Origin of the sequence: Olleya sp. AS48 (assembly GCF_038900355.1) — a bacterium.
In the GTDB taxonomy this organism is placed as follows: domain Bacteria; phylum Bacteroidota; class Bacteroidia; order Flavobacteriales; family Flavobacteriaceae; genus Olleya.
In genome coordinates this window covers 66,602-90,067 of the sequence record NZ_JBBMRD010000004.1, presented here as the reverse complement: position 1 = coordinate 90,067, position 23,466 = coordinate 66,602, and the positions used below count along the sequence as shown (strand labels likewise).

Annotated in this window: 21 protein-coding genes; 8 read left to right on the top strand and 13 right to left on the bottom strand. The window is 33.4% G+C overall.

Translation table 11 applies throughout. From position 1 onward, the window contains the following. The first annotated feature begins 14 nt into the window (after positions 1–14). The 7 genes from WNY60_RS06600 to WNY60_RS06570 all read left to right on the top strand — a co-directional run bounded on the left by WNY60_RS06600 (position 15) and on the right by WNY60_RS06570 (position 7,566). A complete protein-coding gene (locus WNY60_RS06600; protein ID WP_339807571.1) occupies positions 15–1,079 on the top strand; it encodes a rhodanese-related sulfurtransferase in 1,065 nt (354 codons plus the stop codon). Positions 1,080–1,268: 189 nt separating this feature from the next. Further along, on the top strand, positions 1,269–2,636 hold the full coding sequence (gene ricT / locus WNY60_RS06595) for a regulatory iron-sulfur-containing complex subunit RicT (protein WP_342861909.1): 1,368 nt from the start codon (positions 1,269–1,271) through the stop codon (positions 2,634–2,636). After that, positions 2,623–3,105 carry a gliding motility lipoprotein GldH gene (locus tag WNY60_RS06590; protein ID WP_342861908.1) on the top strand — a complete coding sequence of 161 codons (483 nt, stop codon included), beginning with the start codon at positions 2,623–2,625 and terminating at the stop codon, positions 3,103–3,105. The genes ricT and WNY60_RS06590 overlap by 14 nt, the downstream gene beginning before the upstream one ends. 15 nt (positions 3,106–3,120) lie before the next feature. Beyond that, on the top strand, positions 3,121–5,481 hold the full coding sequence (locus WNY60_RS06585) for a transglycosylase domain-containing protein (RefSeq protein ID WP_145004739.1): 2,361 nt from the start codon (positions 3,121–3,123) through the stop codon (positions 5,479–5,481). Positions 5,482–5,569: 88 nt separating this feature from the next. Continuing rightward, entirely contained in the window at positions 5,570–6,271 is a 702-nt protein-coding gene (locus tag WNY60_RS06580) for a CoA transferase subunit A (protein WP_145004736.1), read from the top strand. 12 nt (positions 6,272–6,283) lie between these two features. Beyond that, positions 6,284–6,940 carry a CoA transferase subunit B gene (locus tag WNY60_RS06575; RefSeq protein ID WP_145004731.1) on the top strand — a complete coding sequence of 219 codons (657 nt, stop codon included), beginning with the start codon at positions 6,284–6,286 and terminating at the stop codon, positions 6,938–6,940. Further along, positions 6,940–7,566 (top strand): hypothetical protein, encoded by a 627-nt coding sequence (locus tag WNY60_RS06570; protein ID WP_342861907.1) that lies wholly within the window; start codon positions 6,940–6,942, stop codon positions 7,564–7,566. Before WNY60_RS06575 ends, WNY60_RS06570 begins: the two co-directional genes overlap by 1 nt. Before the next feature lie 283 nt (positions 7,567–7,849). Here the strand turns inward: WNY60_RS06570 and WNY60_RS06565 are convergent, their stop codons facing one another. Beyond that, positions 7,850–9,538 (bottom strand): ABC transporter ATP-binding protein, encoded by a 1,689-nt coding sequence (locus WNY60_RS06565; protein WP_342861906.1) that lies wholly within the window; start codon positions 9,536–9,538, stop codon positions 7,850–7,852. Positions 9,539–9,720: 182 nt separating this feature from the next. Here WNY60_RS06565 and WNY60_RS06560 point away from each other — a divergent pair, with 182 nt between their 5' ends. Then, entirely contained in the window at positions 9,721–12,375 is a 2,655-nt protein-coding gene (locus tag WNY60_RS06560; protein ID WP_342861905.1) for a GEVED domain-containing protein, read from the top strand. 91 nt (positions 12,376–12,466) lie between these two features. Here WNY60_RS06560 and WNY60_RS06555 read toward each other — a convergent pair whose 3' ends face one another. The 12 genes from WNY60_RS06555 to hemE all read right to left on the bottom strand — a co-directional run bounded on the left by WNY60_RS06555 (position 12,467) and on the right by hemE (position 23,407). Continuing rightward, a complete protein-coding gene (locus WNY60_RS06555; RefSeq protein WP_339807576.1) occupies positions 12,467–13,180 on the bottom strand; it encodes a 3'-5' exonuclease in 714 nt (237 codons plus the stop codon). A gap of 6 nt (positions 13,181–13,186) precedes the next feature. Next, positions 13,187–15,397 carry a S41 family peptidase gene (locus WNY60_RS06550; RefSeq protein ID WP_342861904.1) on the bottom strand — a complete coding sequence of 737 codons (2,211 nt, stop codon included), beginning with the start codon at positions 15,395–15,397 and terminating at the stop codon, positions 13,187–13,189. A 73-nt stretch (positions 15,398–15,470) separates the two neighbouring features. Beyond that, positions 15,471–16,628, bottom strand: coding sequence for a serine hydrolase (locus WNY60_RS06545; protein ID WP_342861903.1), 1,158 nt, complete (start codon positions 16,626–16,628; stop codon positions 15,471–15,473). A gap of 52 nt (positions 16,629–16,680) precedes the next feature. After that, complete coding sequence (locus WNY60_RS06540; RefSeq protein WP_145004711.1) at positions 16,681–17,199, bottom strand: DUF4442 domain-containing protein; 519 nt, start codon at positions 17,197–17,199, stop codon at positions 16,681–16,683. Next, the gene (locus WNY60_RS06535; protein WP_342861902.1) at positions 17,199–17,672 is read right to left on the bottom strand and encodes a methylated-DNA--[protein]-cysteine S-methyltransferase; all 474 of its coding nucleotides are present in this window, start codon (positions 17,670–17,672) and stop codon (positions 17,199–17,201) included. Before WNY60_RS06535 ends, WNY60_RS06540 begins: the two co-directional genes overlap by 1 nt. Before the next feature lie 3 nt (positions 17,673–17,675). After that, the gene (locus WNY60_RS06530; protein WP_145004705.1) at positions 17,676–18,749 is read right to left on the bottom strand and encodes a hemolysin family protein; all 1,074 of its coding nucleotides are present in this window, start codon (positions 18,747–18,749) and stop codon (positions 17,676–17,678) included. 30 nt (positions 18,750–18,779) lie between these two features. Next, complete coding sequence (gene hemB, locus WNY60_RS06525; protein WP_342861901.1) at positions 18,780–19,769, bottom strand: porphobilinogen synthase; 990 nt, start codon at positions 19,767–19,769, stop codon at positions 18,780–18,782. A 7-nt stretch (positions 19,770–19,776) separates the two neighbouring features. After that, a complete protein-coding gene (locus WNY60_RS06520) occupies positions 19,777–20,166 on the bottom strand; it encodes a YchJ family metal-binding protein (RefSeq protein WP_342861900.1) in 390 nt (129 codons plus the stop codon). A 1-nt stretch (position 20,167) separates the two neighbouring features. Further along, positions 20,168–21,070, bottom strand: coding sequence for an oxygen-dependent coproporphyrinogen oxidase (hemF, locus tag WNY60_RS06515; protein ID WP_342861899.1), 903 nt, complete (start codon positions 21,068–21,070; stop codon positions 20,168–20,170). Further along, positions 21,060–21,599 carry a GNAT family protein gene (locus tag WNY60_RS06510; protein WP_342861898.1) on the bottom strand — a complete coding sequence of 180 codons (540 nt, stop codon included), beginning with the start codon at positions 21,597–21,599 and terminating at the stop codon, positions 21,060–21,062. The genes hemF and WNY60_RS06510 overlap by 11 nt, the downstream gene beginning before the upstream one ends. Next, the gene (locus WNY60_RS06505; RefSeq protein WP_342861897.1) at positions 21,599–22,351 is read right to left on the bottom strand and encodes an EI24 domain-containing protein; all 753 of its coding nucleotides are present in this window, start codon (positions 22,349–22,351) and stop codon (positions 21,599–21,601) included. Before WNY60_RS06505 ends, WNY60_RS06510 begins: the two co-directional genes overlap by 1 nt. A gap of 30 nt (positions 22,352–22,381) precedes the next feature. Beyond that, a complete protein-coding gene (gene hemE / locus WNY60_RS06500; RefSeq protein WP_292948782.1) occupies positions 22,382–23,407 on the bottom strand; it encodes a uroporphyrinogen decarboxylase in 1,026 nt (341 codons plus the stop codon). Positions 23,408–23,466 lie beyond the last annotated feature (59 nt).

The window sequence follows — 23,466 nt, the reverse complement described above, 5'->3', positions numbered from 1 at the left end:
AAACTAAGTATAGCATGCAACTGTACAACAAATTAAGCGCTATTGAAAGAGCAGAACTTATAGAAAAAGCTGGAAAAGACCGTCTAACGTTATCTTTTTATCAGTATGCTCAAATTAGCAATCCACAACAATTAAGAGACCAATTATTTATTAAATGGGATAGTTTAGACGTCCTAGGTCGTATTTATGTCGCTACCGAAGGGATTAATGCACAACTATCATTACCAGCAGATCAATTTGACGCCTTTAAAAACCATTTGGATAGCATCGATTTTTTAAAAGATGTTAGATTAAATATAGCTGTAGAACAGGACAACATGTCTTTTTTAAAGCTAAAAGTTAAAGTGCGAGATAAGATAGTAGCAGACGGATTAAACGACGCTACTTTTGATGTTACCAATAAAGGTGTACACTTATCCGCTAAAGAGTTTAACGACATGTTAGCAAATCCAAACACAGTATGTGTAGATATGCGTAACCATTATGAAAGTGAAATTGGGCATTTTGATGGTGCAGTAACTCCAGATGTAGATACTTTTAGAGAATCTTTGGATATAATCGAAGCAGATTTACGCGAGCATAAAGAAGAAAAAAACCTACTAATGTATTGTACAGGAGGCATCCGTTGCGAAAAAGCAAGTGCTTACTACAAACATAAAGGATTTAAAAATGTCTATCAGCTAGAAGGTGGTATTATTGAATACACCAGACAGGTTAATGAAGAAGGTATAGATAATAAGTTTATAGGAAAAAACTTTGTATTTGACGAGCGACGCTCAGAAAAAATTAGTGATGACGTTATCGCAAAATGCCACCAATGTGGTACCTCATGTGATACACATGTAAATTGTGCTAATGATGCCTGTCACCTACTTTTTATACAATGCGAAGATTGTAAGACCGAAATGGATAATTGCTGTTCTACAGCTTGTAAAGAAATACATGCGTTACCATTTGAAGAGCAAAAAGCACTAAGAAAAGGACAAGGTAATAGTAACGATATCTTTAAAAAAGGTCGTGCAGATCATTTACCATATAAAAAAGATTTACGTAATATATTTGAAACTTTTAAAAAGTAAAAAACACTATTTTAATATTGCAAAAAGCGTGGTAAATTTTACTGCGCTTTTTTTATATTTTAAAGTCACCTAAATAATCTTATCTTTACACATTAACAGGAGTTGGTATGCGCTTTCGCGGAAACAACTAATTATTAATCTTCATCTTTGGGTTAACACCTTAAGATTCAATATATACATATAAATAGTATGGCTTGTCAAAGTTGCGCTACAGGAAAAGACGGACAACCAAAAGGTTGCAAAAATAACGGAACATGTGGTACAGATAGTTGCAATAAATTAACCGTGTTTGATTGGTTAGCAAATATGTCTGTCCCAAATGGCGAGAAACCGTTTGATTGGGTTGAAGTTAGATTTAAAAACGGACGTAAACATTATTATCATAATTCAGAAAATTTAACACTAAGTATTGGAGACATTGTTGCTACTCAAGCACAATCTGGTCATGATATTGGTATGGTTACCCTTACGGGAGAATTAGTTCGCGTACAAATCAAACGTAAAAAAATAGATACTAAAAACGATGTATTAAAAATATACCGTAAAGCCTCTCAAAAAGATATAGATATCTGGAGCGAAGCACGTGATAAAGAAGAACCTATGAAGGTTAAAGCACGTCAATTTGCTATCGATTTAAAACTATCCATGAAAATCTCTGATATCGAGTTTCAAGGTGATAGTAGTAAAGCTACATTTTATTACACAGCTGAAGAGCGCGTAGATTTTAGAGAGCTTATTAAAATATATGCCAGAGAGTTTAGAATACGTATCGAAATGAAACAAGTCGGTTTCCGTCAGGAAGCCTCTAGACTTGGTGGTATTGGATCTTGTGGTCGTGAGTTATGTTGTTCTACTTGGTTAACAGATTTTAGGTCTGTAAGCACAAGTGCTGCACGTTACCAACAATTATCACTAAACCCTCAAAAATTAGCAGGTCAATGCGGTAAGCTTAAGTGTTGTTTAAATTACGAGTTGGATTCGTACTTAGACGCCTTAAAAGCATTTCCAAAACCAGACACTAAATTATACACAGAAAAAGGAACTGCTGTGTGTCAAAAAACAGATATTTTTAAAGGACATATGTGGTATGCCTATGAAGGAGAATGGATGAATTGGCACTTAATTACTACAGATCAAGCTAGAGAAATTATTGCAATAAATAAAAAAAGAGAAAAGGTAGCAAGCCTTGAAGAATACGCTGTAGAACTGCTTGTAGATACTAAAACAGAGTTTGAAAACGTTGTAGGTCAAGATAGTTTAACACGTTTTGATAGTCCAAAAAGCAATAAAAAACGTAAAAACAATAGAAGTAGAAACAAAAAGCCTGTTCATAACAAAGCTGAGGTTAAAACTACTGATAACAAAAAAGCTAAACCTAACAAAAGGGTTAATACAAATAATAAAAATCAGGCTAATAGCAAAGCGCAACCAAATAAAAACCAACCAAATAAAAGTCAGGCAAATAGTGCTAAGCCAAAACCTAAACCTAGGCCAAAACGTAAGCCAAACAAAAAAAGACCTGAAAACAATAACAATTCAACTAATGAAAATAAGTAAAATTCTAGTTGTCTTATTGCTAGTACTGCTAACGTCATGCGATGATAAAGCGGTGTTTGATCAGTATCAAAGTGTTTCAACATCTTGGAACAAAAAAGATGTAGTTAATTTTAAAATAAACGCGCCAGACTCTATCAATCCTTATAATTTATTTGTTAACGTTAGAAATACAAATGATTATAAATTTAGTAATTTGTATTTAATCGTCGAAATGAATTTTCCTCACGGAAAAACTTTAACAGATACTTTAGAGTACGATATGACTAAAAAAAATGGTGAGTGGTTAGGTGAAGGGTTATCATCCGTAAAAGAAAATAAATTGTGGTACAAAAAAGGTGTTATTTTTAATGAAAGTGGTACATATAACGTTAATGTGCAACAAGCTATGAGAGGTAGTGGTCAAGTTAATGGTATCGTTAATCTAGAAGGTATTACAGACGTAGGATTTAGAATAGAAAAAACAGAATAATCAAGTCAGATAGATATGGCAAAAACAAAAAAAGCAGAAGCAACAAACTTTGATAAGTATATTAGATGGTTTTGGATGCTGTTTTTAGGAGGTTTATTATCAGTAGTGTTATTGTTTCTACTAGCATCTTGGGGAGTGTTAGGCGAAATGCCAGATCACACACAATTAGAAAATCCAAAAACAAACTTAGCTACAGAAATTATTTCATCTGACGGAAAAACATTAGGTAATTTTTATTTTCGTGATAATAGAACACCAGTTAGTTTTGACGAGTTACCAGAGCATTTAGTACAAGCATTAATTGCAACAGAAGATGTAAGGTACATGGAGCATTCTGGTATTGATGGACGTGGTACTTTACGTGCAGTTTTAAAGCCTGGAAGTGGAGGAGCAAGTACAATTACGCAACAATTGGCTAAGCAACTATTTACAAAAAGAGCCTCTAGCAATAAAGTAAAAAGAGTCCTTCAAAAATTTAAAGAATGGATTATAGCTATAAGATTAGAGCGTCAATATACCAAAGAAGAAATTGTAGCGCAATACCTTAATATTGTAGATTTTGACAATAATGCAGATGGGATTCGTTCAGCTTCAAGGATTTATTTTGGAGGTAAAGAGCCTAAAGAGTTAACACTTAAAGAGTCAGCAATGATTGTTGGGATGCTTAAAAATCCATCACTTTTTAATCCACTTAAAGATAAGGGACAACGTGCAATTAGGACCAAACAACGTAGAAATACGGTGTTTGATCAAATGGCTAAATATGGTTATATCACAGATGTTGAAAAAGATTCGCTTCAAAAAACAGATTTAGGTATAAATTATACACCTGATAGTCATAGTTCAGGATCTGCAACTTATTTTAGAGGTTATCTAACAGAATTTATGAAAGAATGGATCGCAGATCCAAAAAACAGAAAAGCAGATGGCTCTAAGTATAGTTTGTATAATGATGGTTTAAAAATCTATACAACCATAGACTCACGTATGCAAAAATATGCTGAGTTAGCTGTTGCTAGACATATGCCAAGACTTCAGGCAGAGTTTTTTAATCAAAATACACCAGAGCGAAATAAAACTGCTCCTTTTTTAGATTTATCTTCAGATGAAGTTGATAAGTTATTAAATACAGCAATGAAACGTGGTGAGCGTTGGAGAATCTTAAAAAATGCTGGTAAAAATGATAAAGAAATTAGAGCGTCTTTTTATAAGCCAGCTCAAATGACCCTTTTTAAATGGGAAAAAGATGGTAGTCCAGGAGAATTTGATACCATAATGAAGCCTATTGACTCTATGCGTTATTACAAGTCTTTCCTGCACCCAGGAATGATGAGTATGGATCCACAAACTGGTCATGTTAAAGCATGGGTTGGTGGTATGAATTATAGACATTTTCAATACGATCACGTAAAACAGGGTAAACGTCAAGTAGGTTCTACATTTAAGCCTTTTGTTTATGCAACAGCAGTAAATCAATTGCATATGTCGCCATGTGACAAATTACCATTAGCGCCTTTAACTATTGAGGCTAATAAATATGGTAATCCAGAGCCTTGGGCTCCTAAAAATGATGATAATAATTATAGTGGAGACCTAACATTAAAGGAGGCTTTAGCAAAATCTGTAAATACAATTACAGCAAGGTTAATGGATAAGGTTGGTCCACAACCAGTTGCCGAATTAGCTAAAAATTTAGGAATAACATCAGATATACCATTAGTGCCATCTATTGCATTAGGTACACCTGACATTAGTGTGTATGAAATGGTAGGTGCATATTCCGCTTTTGCTAACCAAGGGGTTTACACAAAACCGGTTATGGTAACGACAATAGTTGATAAAAATGATACAGTTTTATATCAATTTGTACCCGAAACTAAAGATGTTTTAAGTGAGGAAACAGCATATGTAACCGTTAAGTTAATGGAAGGTGTTACGCAATCGGGATCAGGATCAAGACTACGTAGAACATGGATGCCTAAAACTGGTGTGTATCCAGAAATTATTACAGGTTATCCTTATGAGTTTAAAAACCCAATAGCAGGTAAAACAGGTACTACGCAAAACCAGTCAGATGGTTGGTTTATGGGAATGGTACCAAATTTGGTAACAGGTGTCTGGGTTGGAGCAGAAGATAGAGCTGTTCATTTTAAAAGTATTACTTACGGTCAAGGAGCAGCTATGGCATTACCAATTTGGGGAATGTACATGAAAAGTTGTTACGAAGATGAAACTCTAGACGTCTCTCAAGGTAGTTTTACACGTCCTTCAGAATTATCTATCGCAGTAGATTGTGAAGGATATGTTCCAGATGGAGGAGATTCACAAGGATTAGATTTATTAGATGACGAAGTCCCAGATGAGTTAGAAATGTAACTTATAATATATCTTTAAAATTAAAAGCCATTCTCTTCAGAATGGCTTTTTTATTTATTAAATTTAAACCACAAAAAATTAGAAAATAATGATTCTAAAAACAGTTAATTCAGTTTCAGATGCGTTAGAAGGCGTACAAGATAATATGACCTTTATGTTAGGTGGTTTTGGTCTTAGCGGTATTCCGGAAAATGCGATAGCAGAGCTGGTAAAGCGTAATGTTAAAGGTGTAACTTGTATTTCAAATAATGCAGGTGTTGACGACTTTGGTTTAGGTTTGCTACTTCAAAAAAAGCAAATAAAAAAAATGGTATCCTCTTACGTAGGAGAAAATGATGAGTTTGAAAGACAAATGTTGTCTGGCGAATTAGATGTAGAGCTTATTCCACAAGGGACTTTAGCCGAACGTTGTCGTGCTGCTCAAGCAGGATTTCCAGCTATTTTTACACCAGCAGGTTTTGGTACAGAAGTAGCCATAGGAAAAGAAACTAGAGAGTTTGATGGTAAAATGTATGTGCTAGAGCACGCTTTTAAAGCAGACTTTGCTTTTGTAAAAGCATGGAAAGGTGATGCAGCCGGAAATTTAATTTTTAAAGGTACAGCTAGAAACTTTAATCCGTGCATGGCTGGAGCAGCTAAAATTACCGTTGCTGAGGTTGAAGAGTTGGTTCCGGTTGGTGAGTTAGACCCTAATCAAATACACATTCCAGGTATATTTGTACAACGTATTTTTCAGGGTGAAAAATATGAGAAAAGAATTGAGCAAAGAACAGTTAGACAAAGAAGTTAAAAGACATACATTATGTTAGATAAAACAGGAATAGCAAAGCGAATAGCTAAAGAAGTGCAAGATGGCTACTATGTTAATTTAGGAATTGGTATTCCAACCTTAGTTGCCAATTATGTGCGTGAGGATATAGAAGTTGAATTTCAATCAGAAAATGGAGTTTTAGGTATGGGACCTTTTCCTTTTGATGGAGAAGAAGATGCAGACATTATTAATGCAGGAAAACAAACCATTACAACTTTACCAGGAGCTAGCTTTTTTGATTCAGCGATGAGCTTCTCTATGATTAGAGGACAACATGTTGATTTAACTATTTTAGGAGCTATGGAAGTGTCGGAAGATGGTGATATTGCCAATTGGAAAATACCTGGTAAAATGGTTAAAGGTATGGGAGGAGCTATGGATCTTGTAGCTAGTGCAGAAAATATTATTGTGGCAATGATGCATACCAACAGAGCAGGCGAATCTAAGCTACTTAAAAAGTGCAGTCTTCCTTTAACAGGTGTTGGTTGTGTTAAAAAAATTGTTACCAACTTAGCTGTTATTGAAGTTACAGATAGCGGTTTTAAACTATTAGAACGTGCACCAGGAGTTACTGTAGATCAAATTCAAAAAGCTACTGAAGGTCATTTGATTATTGAAGGAGATATCCCAGAAATGGATATATTATAATGCGTATTAAGACCTTAAGTAATCAGTTTATAGACTATCATTATGTATTAGATAGAAATCATGATATAATTGAAGATCGGTTTTTAAAAAATGTGACCATTGCTTTGGATTTTTTAGTAAAAAGTAGTGCGCTTACCATAACTTTTAAAGAGGACAATCAAACATATAATGTTGATGTCATTGACGTGTTAATTCAAGACGTCGATAATAATATAACAATTGTTTCAGGTCAAAAAAATGCTTACAGCCCTAAATATAACACCATTATGTTTTACGATACACATGGTGTTATTTTTAGGAAAAATCATAAAAAAAGATGGTTTAAACGCAATAAAGGATACAATTCTCCTGTATCCTTATTATCTCATGAATTAATTCATTGTTATAATGAGTTATATGATACAGAAGATTATCTGGCTAGAAAGAGAAACCATACGTCTAAAGGTCAAAAAATAGATGCAGATGGACGCGATTTGTCGTTTCCAAATGCTGAGGAGGTTTTTGTAATTAAAATGACTAACCAAGTGGCAGCTAGATTAGGTGAGGATAGACGTTCTAATTACGGTAGAAGTTACTATCCTACTAGAGGTGTTTTGACTACTAAGCCAGCTAAAAAAACAAAGTAAAAAAGGTTTAATAATACACTAAATGTTAAAATTAAGTGTATTTTATCGAATAATTATGCTTTTTGTCTGATTATTATCAAAAGAGGTTGTATGTTTACAATCCCAAACCTAACCATTAGAAATAAACCAAGTCTACCATGACTTAATCTATTTTTAATACTTTTTTGTTTCAAATTTATCAAAAACTTGACCTACTATGTTTTTTAAGAATTTAAGAAAAGGATTTAAAAATGCTGTTAATTTTATTAGCAGCGTTTTCTATTTAACAAAAAAAGTATTTATGCTATAGTCCCTTTGGGATGGCAGCAATTAGCTTTTTTGTGTAGGCTTTTTGAGGTGTGTTGTATATTATATCAGCATCAGCTAATTCTTCTATTTTACCCTTATTCATTACTAAAAGTTGATCACTCATGTATTTTACTACAGCTAAATCGTGAGAAATAAAAATGTAGGTAAAACCAAACTTTTCTTTTAGTTCATTTAATAAATTTAAAACTTGTGCTTGTACAGATATGTCCAAAGCAGACACAGACTCGTCACAAACAATTAATTTAGGCTGTAATGCAATAGTACGCGCTATTCCTATACGTTGTCTTTGTCCTCCAGAAAACTCATGTGGATATCTATTATAGGCAGTGTCATCCAGTCCAACACGATTTAATATCTCTAAAGTTTTTGCTTTTCTTTCAGTATCATTAGCGTATAAATTATGCACCTTCATAGGTTCCATGATTGCATTACCAATAGTTAACCTTGGGTTTAGTGAGGCGTAAGGATCTTGAAAAATGATTTGAATATCTTTTCTAATAGCTATTGTTTCAGCTTTAGTTAAATTGGTAATGTCTTTGCCTTTATATAAAATTTGACCTTTAGTGGCTTTATCTAATAGTAGGATGGCGTTTCCTAAGGTAGATTTACCACAGCCGGATTCCCCTACTAGTCCTAAAGTTTCACCTTCGTACAAATTAAAACTAACATTATTAACTGCTTTAAATGTTTCTGCTTTAGCAAAAAAAACTGATTTAGAAATATATTCTTTTTCAAGATTTTTAACTTCTAATAATGGTAATTTAGCATATATTTTTTTATGCTGAATTTGACGCATAGCACTAGTCACGACTACTTCCGAAACTTCATTTTTTAATACATCAGCTATTGTTGGTAGTGTTTTAAGTCTAACATCTAATGATGGTCTAGATTTAATAAGCGCTTTAGTATAATTGTCTTTTGGCTTATTAAAAATTGTGTTAGCAGTATTTTGCTCTACAATTTGACCTTTATACATAACAAGCACTCGGTCTGCAATTTCTGATATTAAACTTAAATCGTGAGTAATAAAAATAATACTCATTTTAGTTTCGGTTTGTAGCTCTTTTAATAGACTAATTATTTCTTTTTGAACCGTTACATCTAAAGCAGTGGTTGGCTCATCAGCAATAAGAAGTTGAGGTTTACATGCAATTGCCATAGCAATCATGACGCGTTGTTTTTGTCCACCAGAAATTTCGTGAGGATAAGCTTGATAAACGCGTTCAGGATTTGGAAGTTTTACTTTTTCGAGTAATACTAGTGTTTCTGCTTTAATTTGTTTTTTAGTTAAAGATGTGTGTTGATGTAAGATCTCTTCAACTTGCTTACCACATGTCATAGATGGATTTAAAGAGCTCATTGGTTCCTGAAAAATCATTCCAATTTTGGCGCCTCTTATGGTTTGCAGATTTTTATTACTTAAAGTTGTTAAGTCTTTATTTTCAAAAATTATACTTCCTGAAGTTATTTTAAAAATAGCCTTAGATAACAACCCTAAAATAGCTAAAGATGATACGGATTTACCAGAACCAGATTCTCCTACAACACCAACAATTTCGTTAGTATTAATATGGTATGAAATGTTATTAATAATGGTCTTGTAGTCAGATCCATTTTTTACGTCAATTGTTAGACCTTCTGTTTTAAGTAAAATCTCGCTCATATAGGGTAAAAGTAATTAATTTCTTTCAAATGATTGCGGGTTAAACCACACATAAAAGCGAATGTTTTTTAATACGTTGTTTTTAATCGAAAAACAAATAGTTAAAAATGATTTATTGTTAAAGTTTTAATAATTTAACCATCAAATTAATAATTATTATCTTAATCCATTAATTAATTAGCATGAAAAAAACAATTACTTTATCATTATTAAGTTTTTTATTAACGCTTTCTGTTTTTGCTCAGCAAGATAGAAATTGTTCAACAATGGAGAACTTAGAATACAGAAAACAATTAGATACAACATTAGAGCAAAGAATGGATCAGATCGAAGCTTTTACGCAACAACGTGTTGCACAATCCCAAAATGCCAGAATTGATGGAAGTATAATTACTATACCAGTCGTAGTACATGTTTTGTATAGAAACAGTACCGAAAACATTAGTGTAGCTCAAATCCAGTCACAATTAGATGTTTTAAACGAAGATTTTAGACGCACTAATCCGGATGCAGATAATACGTGGTCACAGGCAGCCGATTCTGAAATTCAGTTTTGTTTAACAACCATTGATCCAAACGGAAATACAACAACAGGTATTACTAGAAAACAAGTGACACGTCAAGATTGGGGAACGTCTGATGATATGAAGAGAACTTCCACTGGAGGTGTTAACCCATGGAATACTAGTGAGTATTTAAACATGTGGATTGTACCACAAATGACAAGTGGAGGAAATACTATTTTAGGTTATGCTCAATTTCCTGGTGGCAGTGCAGCAACAGATGGTGTTGTAATGGGCTACAATTATTTTGGTAGAGTTGGTAATGTTAGTGCACCTTTTGATGGTGGAAGAACAACAACACACGAAGTAGGTCACTTTTTAAATTTACGTCATATTTGGGGAGATGCTAATTGTGGTAATGATTTTGTAAGTGATACACCTACACATCAAACGTCAAATGGTGGATGTCCAGTAGGACAAGTATCTTGTGGGTCTACAGATATGGTGCAAAACTATATGGATTATACCAATGACTCTTGTATGAATTTATTTACACAAGGACAAAAAGCGCGTATGCGAGCAACGTTACTTAGTGGTGGACCTCGTGCAGCTTTAGGATTATCTGATAAGTGTGGAGGAGGTGGAACTACACCAACTTGTACAGATGGTGTTCAAAATGGAGACGAAACAGGCGTTGATTGTGGTGGTTCTGCATGTACACCTTGTACAACAGGTACGCAATATTGTGCTTCGCAAGGGAATAGTGTTAGTGACGAGTATATTAGTCGTGTTCAAGTAGGATCTATTAACAATGCCTCAGGAGCACAATTATATTCAGATTTTACTAGCATAACGACTAATTTAACTAAAGGATCTTCTAATACTATTACAATTACTCCAACTTGGACAGGAACCACTTATGCAGAGGGTTATGCAGCTTGGATTGACTATAATAACGATGGTGATTTTACAGATTCAGGAGAACAAATTTTCTCTAAAGCTGCATCAACAGCAACTCCAGCAACAGGAAGCTTTACAGTGCCAAGTAGTGCTGTTACAGGTAGCACAAGGTTAAGAGTATCTATGAAATATAACGCAGTGCCTACATCTTGCGAAACTTTTTCTTATGGAGAAGTGGAAGATTATACTATTAATTTAACGGTTGGAGCTGCAGATACGGTTAAACCAGTTATTAGTTTAATTGGAGGATCTACAATTAACTTAACTGTTGGTGATACATATACAGAACAAGGTGCTACTGCAACGGATAATGTTGATGGAAACCTTACTTCTAGTATTGTAATTTCAGGAACAGTTAATACTAATACAGCAGGAACGTATACAAGAAACTATAATGTAAGTGATGCAGCAGGTAATGCAGCAAACCAAGTCACTAGAAGTATTGTAGTAAGTCCAGCAAGTACAACAGGTTGTTCTGGAGCAATTTCTTCTTTTCCTTATAATGAAGGTTTTGAATCAGGTTTTGGCGCTTGGACACAAGGTAGTGGTGACGACTTTAATTGGACTAGAAGAAGTGGGTCTACTCCGTCAAGTAACACTGGACCATCTAGCGCAAGTGAAGGATCACAATATGTATTCATGGAGTCTTCAGCACCAAATTATTCTACTAAACGTGCCTTATTAGTATCGCCTTGTTTTAATTTATCTGGAATTAATAACGGAAGCTTTAGCTTTAAATATCATATGTATGGTACATCTGCAATGGGAAGTTTAAGTTTGGCTATTAGTACTAACAATGGATCAACTTGGTCAACAATTTGGACACGATCTGGTAATCAAGGTAATTCTTGGTTAGATGCAAATGTAGATTTGTCTTCTTACTCAGGAAATTCAGTAAAATTAAGATTTGATGGGACAACAGGTACAACTTGGCAAGGTGATATGGCAGTAGACGCTGTAAGTTTAGCCAATGGATCTGCAGATAAGTGTGCAGGAGTTGCAGAATATAATGGTAGCCAATCTTACTCGGTGGGAGATCAAGTAACCTATTTAGGTAATTTATATGAAAGAACAGCAAGTGGATGGACTAATCTAGGTGCTTGCGGAACAGCAAGAACATCTAACGAAGGGTTTGTACAACATTTAGGAGTAGAAATTTCTATATATCCAAACCCAGTAAAAGGAGATGCCTTATTTGTTAAAACTAATATAGAGAATCTACCATTTACGGTAATTAATATGATAGGACAACAAGTAGTTAAAGGTGTTACAACATCAAATGGTATTAATGTAAGTAAGCTTGAAGCTGGATTATATTTAATACAATTTGAAGTAAATGATACTATTGAAACAAGAAAATTTATAAAGCAATAACAATTAGTCTTAATTAATCAATCATTTTTTTATTGCTAAAAGCCTCAACGAAAGTTGAGGCTTTTTATTTATATTATACCCTTATGTTTATTTAAATATGAATGATTTCATCATCAGTAAGAATGGAGTCGCCACGTAAACGTAAAAATATTTGTGCTACTGCAATGGTGTCTTTTTCGCAATAAATAATAATACGATCAATGTCATTGTCTTCATAGTAAGTTTTATAAACTTCGCTACCATCTATATCATCTTTTGGACTAGGAATACCCAAAACGTTAGTCATTAACTTTAATGATGTATACGTTTTGTAGTCACCAAACTTCCATAATTCCATGGTGTCTAAGTGCGGAATTTCCCAAGGTTTTTTACCAAAAAGATTTAATTTATAAGGTAATTCTATGTTATGAATAATCATACGTCTAGCGATGTATGGAAAGTCAAACTCCTTACCGTTATGTGCACAAAGTAAATGCTTTGTTTGACTAAAATGAGAAATTAAAAGGTTTTTAAATTCGACTAAAAGTTTACGTTCTTCTCCATAAAAGGATGTTGTTCTAAACAGGCGTGTGTCGCCTTTAATGGTAAAATATCCAACCGAAATACATACTATTTTGCCAAACTCAGCCCAAATACCAGCACGATCGTAAAACTCTTCTGCTGTAAACTCTTCCTTGCGTTGGTAACGTGATTTAGCGTCCCAAAGATCTTGCTTAGTTTTGTCTAAATCTGAAAAATATTGTGTTTCCGGGACGGTTTCTATGTCTAGAAATAAGATGTTTTCAAGGTTGAGTTTGGTTATCATTAGTGGTCAATCTTTAGCGTTTATTGGTGCAATTTTAGCGTCATCAATGATTTCGATTGCTTTTTCAATCAATTCATCACGTTCTTCTATTAGTCCTTTAATCGTTGGTTTTACCTCAATATCTGGTACGATTCCAACACGTTGGGTTGGAGTGCCATCAGGATAATATACGCCAATTCCAGAAATCATAGTTCTTAATCCTCCTGGAAGATAAATTGTAGATACATTACCATCTGCTCCAGCTGTTGTGCTACCTATTATAGATACATTATCTCCTGCTCTAAATGCCATAGCTGTATATTCAGCTGCGCTCTGAGATATTTCGTTTACTAATACTATTACTTTACCTTGATATGTTTTTCCTTTTGACGGAATGTATAAATTGTCACCAAACGTGAATTCTCCAGGATAATCTATATTACCTGTTGTAAATTTAACAAAAGGTGTTTTAGATGAGGTAAAGAAGCTACCTAAGGTAAAAGGCATAAAGGCAGATGGATAGTTTCTAATGTCTACAATAATCCCTTTGGTGTTTTTTAATTCTTTTTTTATTTTATTCACGTCCTCATCTTTAATGTTTTTAAGTGAAACATATCCAATGTTATTTTTAAGTAGTCTATAACTACTAATGTTTTCTTCTTTTGTGTACCATTTGTAAAAGTCCTTAATGTCTTTTTTGTTGTATACAGGTATTGTTTTAATTAATTTGATACCATTGTCTTCTACCTCAATATCTAAGCTATTGCTTGTAGTACGTAATAAATTAAAACTAATATCTCTTAAACGAGTTGGCTGGTTTGACGCTGGATAAAAATCTTGATTATCTGTAACGATGTCTTCAACTTTTTTTCCGTTAATACGCGTAATAATATCTCCTATTTTTAAACCGTTTCTAGGACTGTCTTCATTATAAAAGTTGTCTATAACCAGCTTGTTTTCAATAAATGAAACATGGAAATTTGGATAGTTGTCACCAAGTATTTCGTTAATTTTATCTTTTCCTCCCCAAAGATTAGCATGAGTGTCTTTAATGTCTGCAATCATCTTTAAAGCTGCTAATTCATATTCTAATTCGTTTTTAGCATTAATAAATGGTGGAATATTTTCTTTTAAACTTTCATTCCAGTCTTTATCCATTATATGTTTATAAGGAAAAAAATAATTAATCATATTCCAGTATTTATAAACCGATAATAATCTAAAACCATCATCTGGATATGGCATGTTAGCATAGGGATTTTCATTTTTAAACTCTGGATTTCCAACACCGCGAACCATATCAATATAATAATGGTTACCTTGGTGTCTGTTTTGGGTAATAAACTGTAGTTTGTTAATTAAATTTTTAGATAAATTACCATCTGTAATCCAACTTAAATTAGGTTTTAAAACAGCATTTTCGTCTAATGGTTTACATTTTTTACAGATTTTTACAGTTCCTAAATTATCTATCCAATTACTAAGGGTTTTATCTCGATCTGTATTAGATTTAGCTTTTTGATAATCTGGTAATATTCTAAATAATTCGTAATCCCAATTAAAATTTCCTTTTCCAACTTCTGGATGGTAGTATTTTAAGAAACCCCAAATGCGTCCCAGAAGCGTTAAATTTTCTATTTGATTTTTTTGAGATAAATCTATTGTGATTTTAGAACCTTTATCAAATTCTTTGTCCAATTCTTTCTCAGGAGCTTGATCCAGAGGTTTACCATCAACTGTTATTTTAAAATTATCTACCCATATTTTTCCTGTTCCAACTATTAAACCACCAAAGGAAATAGATGTTGCATTGTTATTAGTCTTTAATTCTACTTCGTATTTTTTCCAATCTGTAGTACCTTGGACCTTTCTTGATTCCATGTTATCAATACTTATATCTGGATCAATACGCATCCATAAACCAGCCCAACCATTAACTATATTTTCAGTTTTTAAATAGCCAGTTAGCTTTATTTTTTTTCCTCCAAAATCTGCAGGAATAGTATATGTTAAAACTCGAAACTCATCAGTATTACCATTACCCTCTATGGACGCAGATGTTACTCCGTTTTGAGAAATTGCGGTGTCATAAACAATATTATATTCTTTGTTTCCAAAGGAAGACCATCCAACAGCCTCTTTCTCTTTCAGGATTTCAAAGTCAAAATTTAATGAGTCTTGTGCATACATACTGTTACACAATAAGAGTACATAAAATGTAAAAATTAGTTTTTTCATGGTTGATTAGTTTACTCAAAAAAATGAATAAATTAAAAGCGTATTAACTAACACTATGTTAAATAACAAAATATTAAGGTTTCATATTTAGCATTTTATAAGCTTCATCAATGTATAAAGCAATATCATTAGTAAATACACCAACACCAGCATCTGGAGATTTTTGATGTCCTAAACGTACAATTATAACATTGTCTTCTGGTTGTACAATTACATATTGTCCTAAATGTCCACGCATCATGAAAAAGTCTTTACCAATCTGGTTTTTTAACCACCAACCATAGCCATATTCTGGACTAGCTGTAAAACGAGGTTTTAAGGATTTAGCAACAAAAGCAGAATCTAGAACTTGTTGTCCATTCCATTTTCCATGGTCTTTGTATAGTTTACCAAATCTTGCAAAATCTTTAGCGTTACTAGCTATACAGCAATAGGCTTTTACTAAATCGTGTGTTTCACTATCGACTTGCCATAAGGTTTCGTTTTCACTACCTAATGGTTTCCAAAAGCTTTCGGTTAAATAATCGTACATTTTTTTACCTGTTGCTTTTTCAATAACCATTGCTAACATTTGTGTGTCTCCACTAGCATATTTAAAAGCTTGACCAGGTTGGTCTACAACTTTTAAACCATTCATAACTTTAGCTAAGTCATCGTCAAAATAAGCACGTGTAGTGATAGATAAAGGCGAATAGTATGCTTCATCCCAATTGGTACCAGAGGACATGCTAGACAAATCTCCAACAGTCATTTTTGCTGCTTCGCCATCACAAAATGCTGGTAAAAAGTCACAAACTGGCTGATCTAAACTTTTAATGTAACCTTCCATTAGCGCTTTTCCCATAAGCCCAGAGACATAACTTTTAGCCATAGAAAATGAGTTAGATTTAGAGTCTTTGTTGTAACCATCATAGTAGTTTTCAAACCAGATACTATCGTTTTTTATAATAACGTATGCTATTGTTCCCCAATCTTTATTGGCTTTTTGCAATGTTTCGGTTTCTGTTACTGTATTGTATTTAATATGATTAGGCCAAGGTTGAGGTGTTCCATTTTTAACCTCTTGGTTATCAAATTTTTTGTAGTCATCTAAAAAGGCGGTTGTATAACCACGCATGTAAATGGTACGTACAGCTTTAATTAAGTAGTCTGTGTCTGTTATGTAAAGGGTTGCGATTAGTAATCCAAAAAGAACTACAAGTACTTTAAGAAGCTTTTTTAAGAATTTCATTTATTTTATTAGTTTAGATTTTAAATATAATAAAATTATGAATCAAAATTTATTATTTGCTAAGTCTTAGCGCAAGCTTTTTCTTGTAGTATGCTTTTTGCGCGATGTATAGCGTTTTGGAAAATTCTGCAATAACTTCAGCTTTGGTATTTACCAATTGCATTGTTTTGATAATATCAACTTGTTGTTTTGTTTTTAATTGATTTTTTAAGGCTTCGATTTCTTCTTTAGTAAAAACAAACTCACCATAAATAGTGCTTTTACCAGGTCGTTTATATTTAGCAGTAACTGCTTTATCCCAAACGACATAGTCGTCACCTAAAATTTGAATAAGTTGTATCATGTAAATAGGGTCTGTTGCAGATAGCATGCTACCACCAAACATAGATCCAGCGTAATTACGATTTTTATAATTAAGTTTTAATCGTATTTTGACGTAGTGTAAATCGTCGCTAACCTCTGTAAGTCTTGCGGTTGTGCGTCTATACATTGGTGACCAGTTAAAACCGTATTTATATATTGTTGCAGGTTTAACAAAACGCGTTAAAAATTGGGTTACTACTTTGTACATTAAAATAAAGATTGCTGTTTATATGGGCTTTCATGATCTAACAACCATTGTTTGCGGTGTAAACCTCCTGCATATCCTGTTAAGCTTCCGTCTGTACCTATAACTCTATGACATGGTATTATAATCCATAATGGATTTTTACCATTAGCGTTAGCAACAGCTCTGATTGCTTTTACATCGCCTAGTTGTTTTGAAAGTTGAAGATAAGATGTGGTTTTGCCAAACGGAATGTTTAGTAAGGCGTCCCAAACCTTGTTTTGAAAAGCGGTACCTTTTGGGTTTAGCTTTAAGCTGAATTGTTCTCGTGAACCTTCAAAATATTGGTTAAGTTGAAGGACGCAGTCATTTAAAACCTTGGGTATTTTTACAGAAACTTGTTCTTCTGAATTTAAAACGATTACTGATGCAATACCATTAACATCACCTGTTATTTTAGTAAAACCTAAAGGCGATTTGATAATGCATGTGTCCATGTATTATTCAGGATTATTTTCGTCTATGATACCTAATTTTTTTGCACGCGCTTCCCAGCTTTTTCTTGCTAAGTTTTGTAGGTCACTAACATTATCGCTTTCGTCCATAATTTCCATACCTAAAAGTGTTTCTATGACATCTTCCATAGTAACAATTCCGCTAACAGATCCATACTCGTCTACCACTAAAGCCATATGATTTCTAGTTTCTACAAGTTGTTCAAAAAGTGTTGGAATAGGTAAGTTACGATCTACGATAATAATGTCTCTTTTTAATTCGACTAACTTTTTAGATCCATTGCCTAAAGCCATTTCTTTAAAAATTTCGTCTTTTAAAACTAATCCTTTAATATTATCTTCTGTTTTAGAATACACAGGAATTCTTGAAAAACGAAGGTTCATATTTCTATTAAAAAAGTCTTCCACAGTTGTGGTTTCATTTTCAGATTGCATTACAGTACGAGGTGTCATTACGTTTTTAGCAAAAACCTCTTTAAATGTTAACAGGTTTTTTATAATCCTACTTTCGTTACCCTCAAAAACACCTTCTTCATGAGCCATATCTGCCATAACCAAAAACCCTTCGCGACTTAGTACGCTACCATGACCTTTACCACCAATTAACTTTGTTGTAAGTTGCATTAACCATAGTAATCCAGTCCATTTTAATGGGAAAATTAAAATATTAAGTGCTGTTGTTGTAAAACCAGCTAAACTTTTCCAATAGGTTGCACCAATTGTTTTTGGAATAATCTCTGAAGCGACTAATATTAAAATAGTCATAACTGCAGACACTACAAATACTCCGTATCCATCACCATTTCCGTAAAGTCCTTCTGCCTCTTTCCCGACTAAAATTGCACCAACAGTGTGTGCGATTGTATTTAGTGTTAAAATAGCAATTAAAGGTCGATCTACATCTTTTTTAAGATTTTCTAAATTTGTTGCAAACGCTTTACCTTCTTGCTTTTTTAGGTTAATAAATGTTGGAGTAACACTTAGTAAAACAGCTTCTAGAATAGAGCATAAAAACGAAAAAAATATTGATATAACTCCGTAAAATAGTAATAATCCCATGGATAGATTTTTAATTAATGTACTGCGAATTTACGATATTAATTTTACAATATCTTTAGCAAAATAACTAGCAATTACATCTGCACCAGCACGTTTGATAGCTGTAACTTGTTCCATCATAACTGCATCGTGGTCTAGCCAACCTTTTTCGGCAGCAGCTTTAAGCATTGCATATTCTCCAGAGACTTGATATACAGCAACAGGTACGTCAACTTCGTTTTTAATTTCTCGGACAATATCTAAGTAGCATAATCCTGGTTTTACCATTACAATATCTGCACCTTCATCTATATCCATTTCGGTTTCGCGTAGCGCTTCAAAACGATTAGCATAATCCATTTGGTAGGTTTTTTTATCCTTCGGAATATCTTGTGCATCCACAGGAGCTGAGTCTAAAGCATCACGGAAAGGACCATAAAAAGCTGAGGCATATTTAGCTGAATAGCTCATAATCCCTGTATCTGTAAATCCTTCGTCTTCCAAAGCTTCGCGAATGGCTAGTATACGACCATCCATCATGTCACTTGGTGCAACAAAATTTGCTCCAGCTTGAGCGTGTGATACACTCATGTCTGCTAAAACGTCTACAGTGTCGTCATTGACAACTATTCCGTTTTCAATAATTCCGTCATGTCCATAAACTGAATAAGGATCCAATGCTACATCTGTCATCACTAGCATGTCAGGACAAGCATTTTTAACTGTTTTTATGGCACGTTGCATTAATCCATCAGGATTAATAGCTTCTGTCCCTTTATTGTCTTTTAAATGGTCCGGAACTTTTACAAATAGTAATACCGATTTTAAACCTAGTTTCCACAGCTCTTTAACTTCGGCTTGTAATAAATCTAAGCTGTAACGATGGTAATTTGGCATAGAAGCAATTTCTTCCTTAACACCTTTTCCTTCGACAATAAAAAGAGGTACTAAAAAATCGTTTGGAGAGATTATTGTTTCTCGTACCAAGCTTCTAATGGCTTCGTTTGTTCTTAATCGTCTATTTCTTTTAATTGGATACATAATTATATTAGTTTTTGGCATAACCTAAGTAATACCATTTGTTGTTTTCTTTTATGAAGGCAGAGTTTTCATGTATTACATCAACGTTTCCGTTGTCATAAAAATAGGCATTAAACATTACTGTACCCTCTTCATTATTACTTAAACCTTCAGTTGTATTTAAAATCTCAAGTTTTATCCACTCTACAGATTTAGCCCATTTTACAATTGCTTTTTTTTCTGAAATTGGTCTAGTAGAAATATGGTGTGTTTGCATTAAATAATCGCCATTTGCTAATACAAATGCGCTATATCTTGAGCGCATTAATTGCTCTACTGTTTCGGTTTTTCCATTATTTAAATGAAACACTTCACAACAGTTTTTATAACTCTTAGTATTTCCGCAGTAGCAATCCATTTTAGACCCAATCTTTAGGGTTTTGCAATATTTTAATTAACCTTTCCTCTTCGCTACCAGCTTCTGGATGATGGTCATAAACCCATTGCACATGTGGCGGAAGACTCATTAAAATACTTTCTATACGTCCATTTGTTTTTAAACCAAAAAGGGTTCCTTTATCATGTACTAAGTTGAACTCAACATAACGTCCACGTCTTATTTCTTGCCAATCACGTTGTGCTTTGGTATAATCTAAATCTTTTCTTTTTGCTACAATAGGTGCATATGCTTCTAGGAAACTATCACCAACTTCTGTTACAAAATCGTACCAGTTTTGCATATTCATGTCTTCTGAAGCTTTACAGTAATCAAAAAACAAGCCTCCAATACCACGACCTTCATTACGATGTGTATTATAAAAATACTCGTCACAACGTGCTTTATATTTTGGATAAAATTCTGCATTGTGTTTATCGCAAGCTGTTTTACATGTTTGATGGAAGTGTGTTGCATCCTCATCAAATAAGTAATAAGGTGTCAGGTCTTGTCCTCCTCCAAACCATTGGTCTACAATATTACCGTCTTTGTCATACATTTCAAAATAACGCCAATTTGCGTGTACAGTAGGTACCATTGGATTTTTTGGATGTAAAACTAGACTTAATCCACAAGCAAAAAAATCGGCATCTTCAACACCAAAATATTTTTGCATGCTGTCAGGTAATTTACCGTGTACACCAGAAATATTAACACCACCTTTTTCAAAAACATTTCCGTTTTCTATAACTCGTGTGCGTCCTCCACCACCTTCTGGTCGTTTCCAAATGTCTTCTTGGAAAGTTGCTTTGCCATCTATTTTTTCTAATCCAGCAGTTATGCTGTCTTGTAATTGATGTATGTATTCAAAAAATTTATCTTTCATTATATAATTCGTATAACTCCATATCAAGCGGGTTTTCACCAATTGGAGTAAATTCGTTTTTTAAGGTTTTAATCCATTTAAAATTAGTGTTATTTGCCACTTTAACACTGCTAATATTGTCTTTATATACAATGATTTGTAGTGTGCTTAGATCTAAATTTTTAAAGGCGTAAGATGATAATGCAGCAACAGACTTTGTGATTAGTCCTTTGCCTTGAAAGTTGTAATCAATGCAATAGGCAAACTCACCTTGTTTGATGTGATGGTCGATTTCTTTTATATAAATTAGTCCTGCTAAAGTTCTGGTTTCGCTAAATTTTAAAGTGAATAAAAACTCTTCTTTATTATTATATTGTTTTACTTTTTTATCTACAAATAGTTGTGATAAAGTAGGTGTTAGGTTTTGTTGTAATGTTTTAGGAAAATAACGTTTTAATCTGTCTTGATTGGTAACCATGAAATCGCAAATTTTCCATGCATCTCCATTGTGTATGGGATTGATTTCAAAATTATCAAAAGTTGCAATCATTAGATTATGTTTTGATTTTCGGGTTTAAGACGTTTTGCAGTAGTAATTGTAGCTGCAGTTACACTTAAAGGTAGTACTAAAATTACACCAATAATTGGGATGAATAAAAACAGGATAAAAACGAGTCCGTTACCTATTGCTAGTCCACGATTATCTCTAACAAACTTTACACTGTCTTTGTAATTAAAGTGGCGCTCCAAAGTGTAATCCATATTACCAAAACCTGCATAATAGGATTGTACCATTATTAATAATGCTGTTGAAAAGATATTAATTACAGGAATAAATTTAAGCAATAAAATAGGCATAGTAATTAGTAGTTCGCGACCTAAGTTTCTGATGTTAATTCTAATGCCTCGCCAAAGCTGTTCTTGAAACGATGTTTGTCTGTGGTTGTGTTTTACCACACCAGTGAGATGCGTTTCTATTTTTTCTGACACAGGACTCATAAACGGAGCAGATAGTGCCATAATAATGTGTTTGTATAGTATTATGCCTAAGGCTATAATAATGATGGCTCCAATGACTGTTGATATAGTTGTAAAGGTTTGTTTACCCCATTCCCAAAACCAAATTTTTGCTATGAATTGTCCAACATTATCAGAAAGTCCATAAGTTGTAAATCCAATAACAGTTGCTGTTAGAATACTAATAATAATAGGAATAAAAAAATACTTCCAAAGTTTAAGTTTTGAAATTAGTGCAAATGCACCAGAGTATCCGTTTATTCCTTTTATTATGTTTTGTATCATAACTAATAAGACGCTAAGAGTAAGTTTTTGTTACGCTTTATATTCTTTTACAGCGTCTATAAATGCTTTTGCATTTTCTAGTGGTATGTTTGGTAAAATACCATGACCAAGGTTTACAATGTATTTGTCTTTACCAAACTCGTTAATCATTTGGTGTACCATTTTTTTAATTTCGGCAGGAGGAGAGAATAATCTAGTAGGATCAAAATTTCCTTGAAGTGTGATGTTTCCTCCAGTTAAATAACGTGCATTTTTAGCAGAACATGTCCAGTCTACACCTAAAGCAGATGCTCCAGATTTAGACATTTCTTCTAATGCAAACCAACAACCTTTACCAAATGCAATAACAGGTGTTTCGTCCTTTAATGCATCTATTATTTGTTGAATGTATTGCCAAGAAAACTCTTGGTAATCTACAGGAGACAACATGCCTCCCCAAGAATCAAATACTTGTACAGCATTAACACCTGCTTTTACTTTTTCTTTTAAGTAAGCAATAGTTGTATCTGTTATTTTTTGTAATAATTGGTGTGCAGCGATAGGATTTGTAAAACAAAACTCTTTTGCTTTATCAAAGTTTTTAGAGCCTTGACCTTGCACGCAATAGCATAAGATAGTCCATGGCGAACCTGCAAAACCTATTAATGGTACTTCATTGTTAAGTTTTTCTTTTGTGGCTTTTATAGCTTCGTAAACATAGTTTAAAGCTTCCTTTACGTCAGGTACTATAACATTATCTACGTCTTTTTGCGTACGAATTGGATTTGGTAAATAAGGACCAAAATTAGGTTTCATTTGTACCTCAATATTCATAGCTTGAGGAATTACTAAAATATCACTAAATAAAATAGCAGCGTCCATACCGTAACGACGGATTGGTTGTACAGTGATTTCGCTAGCTAATTCTGGCGTTTGACAACGTGTAAAAAAATCATATTTAGCCTTTATTTCCATAAATTCTGGAAGGTAACGACCTGCTTGACGCATCATCCAAACTGGTGGACGCTCTACTGTTTCTCCTTTTAATGCTCTTAAAAATAAATCGTTTTTCAACATATCCTTGTGTCCTTTCCGCGTAGACGGAAAATCTTTTAAATTATTATTACTTGATACTT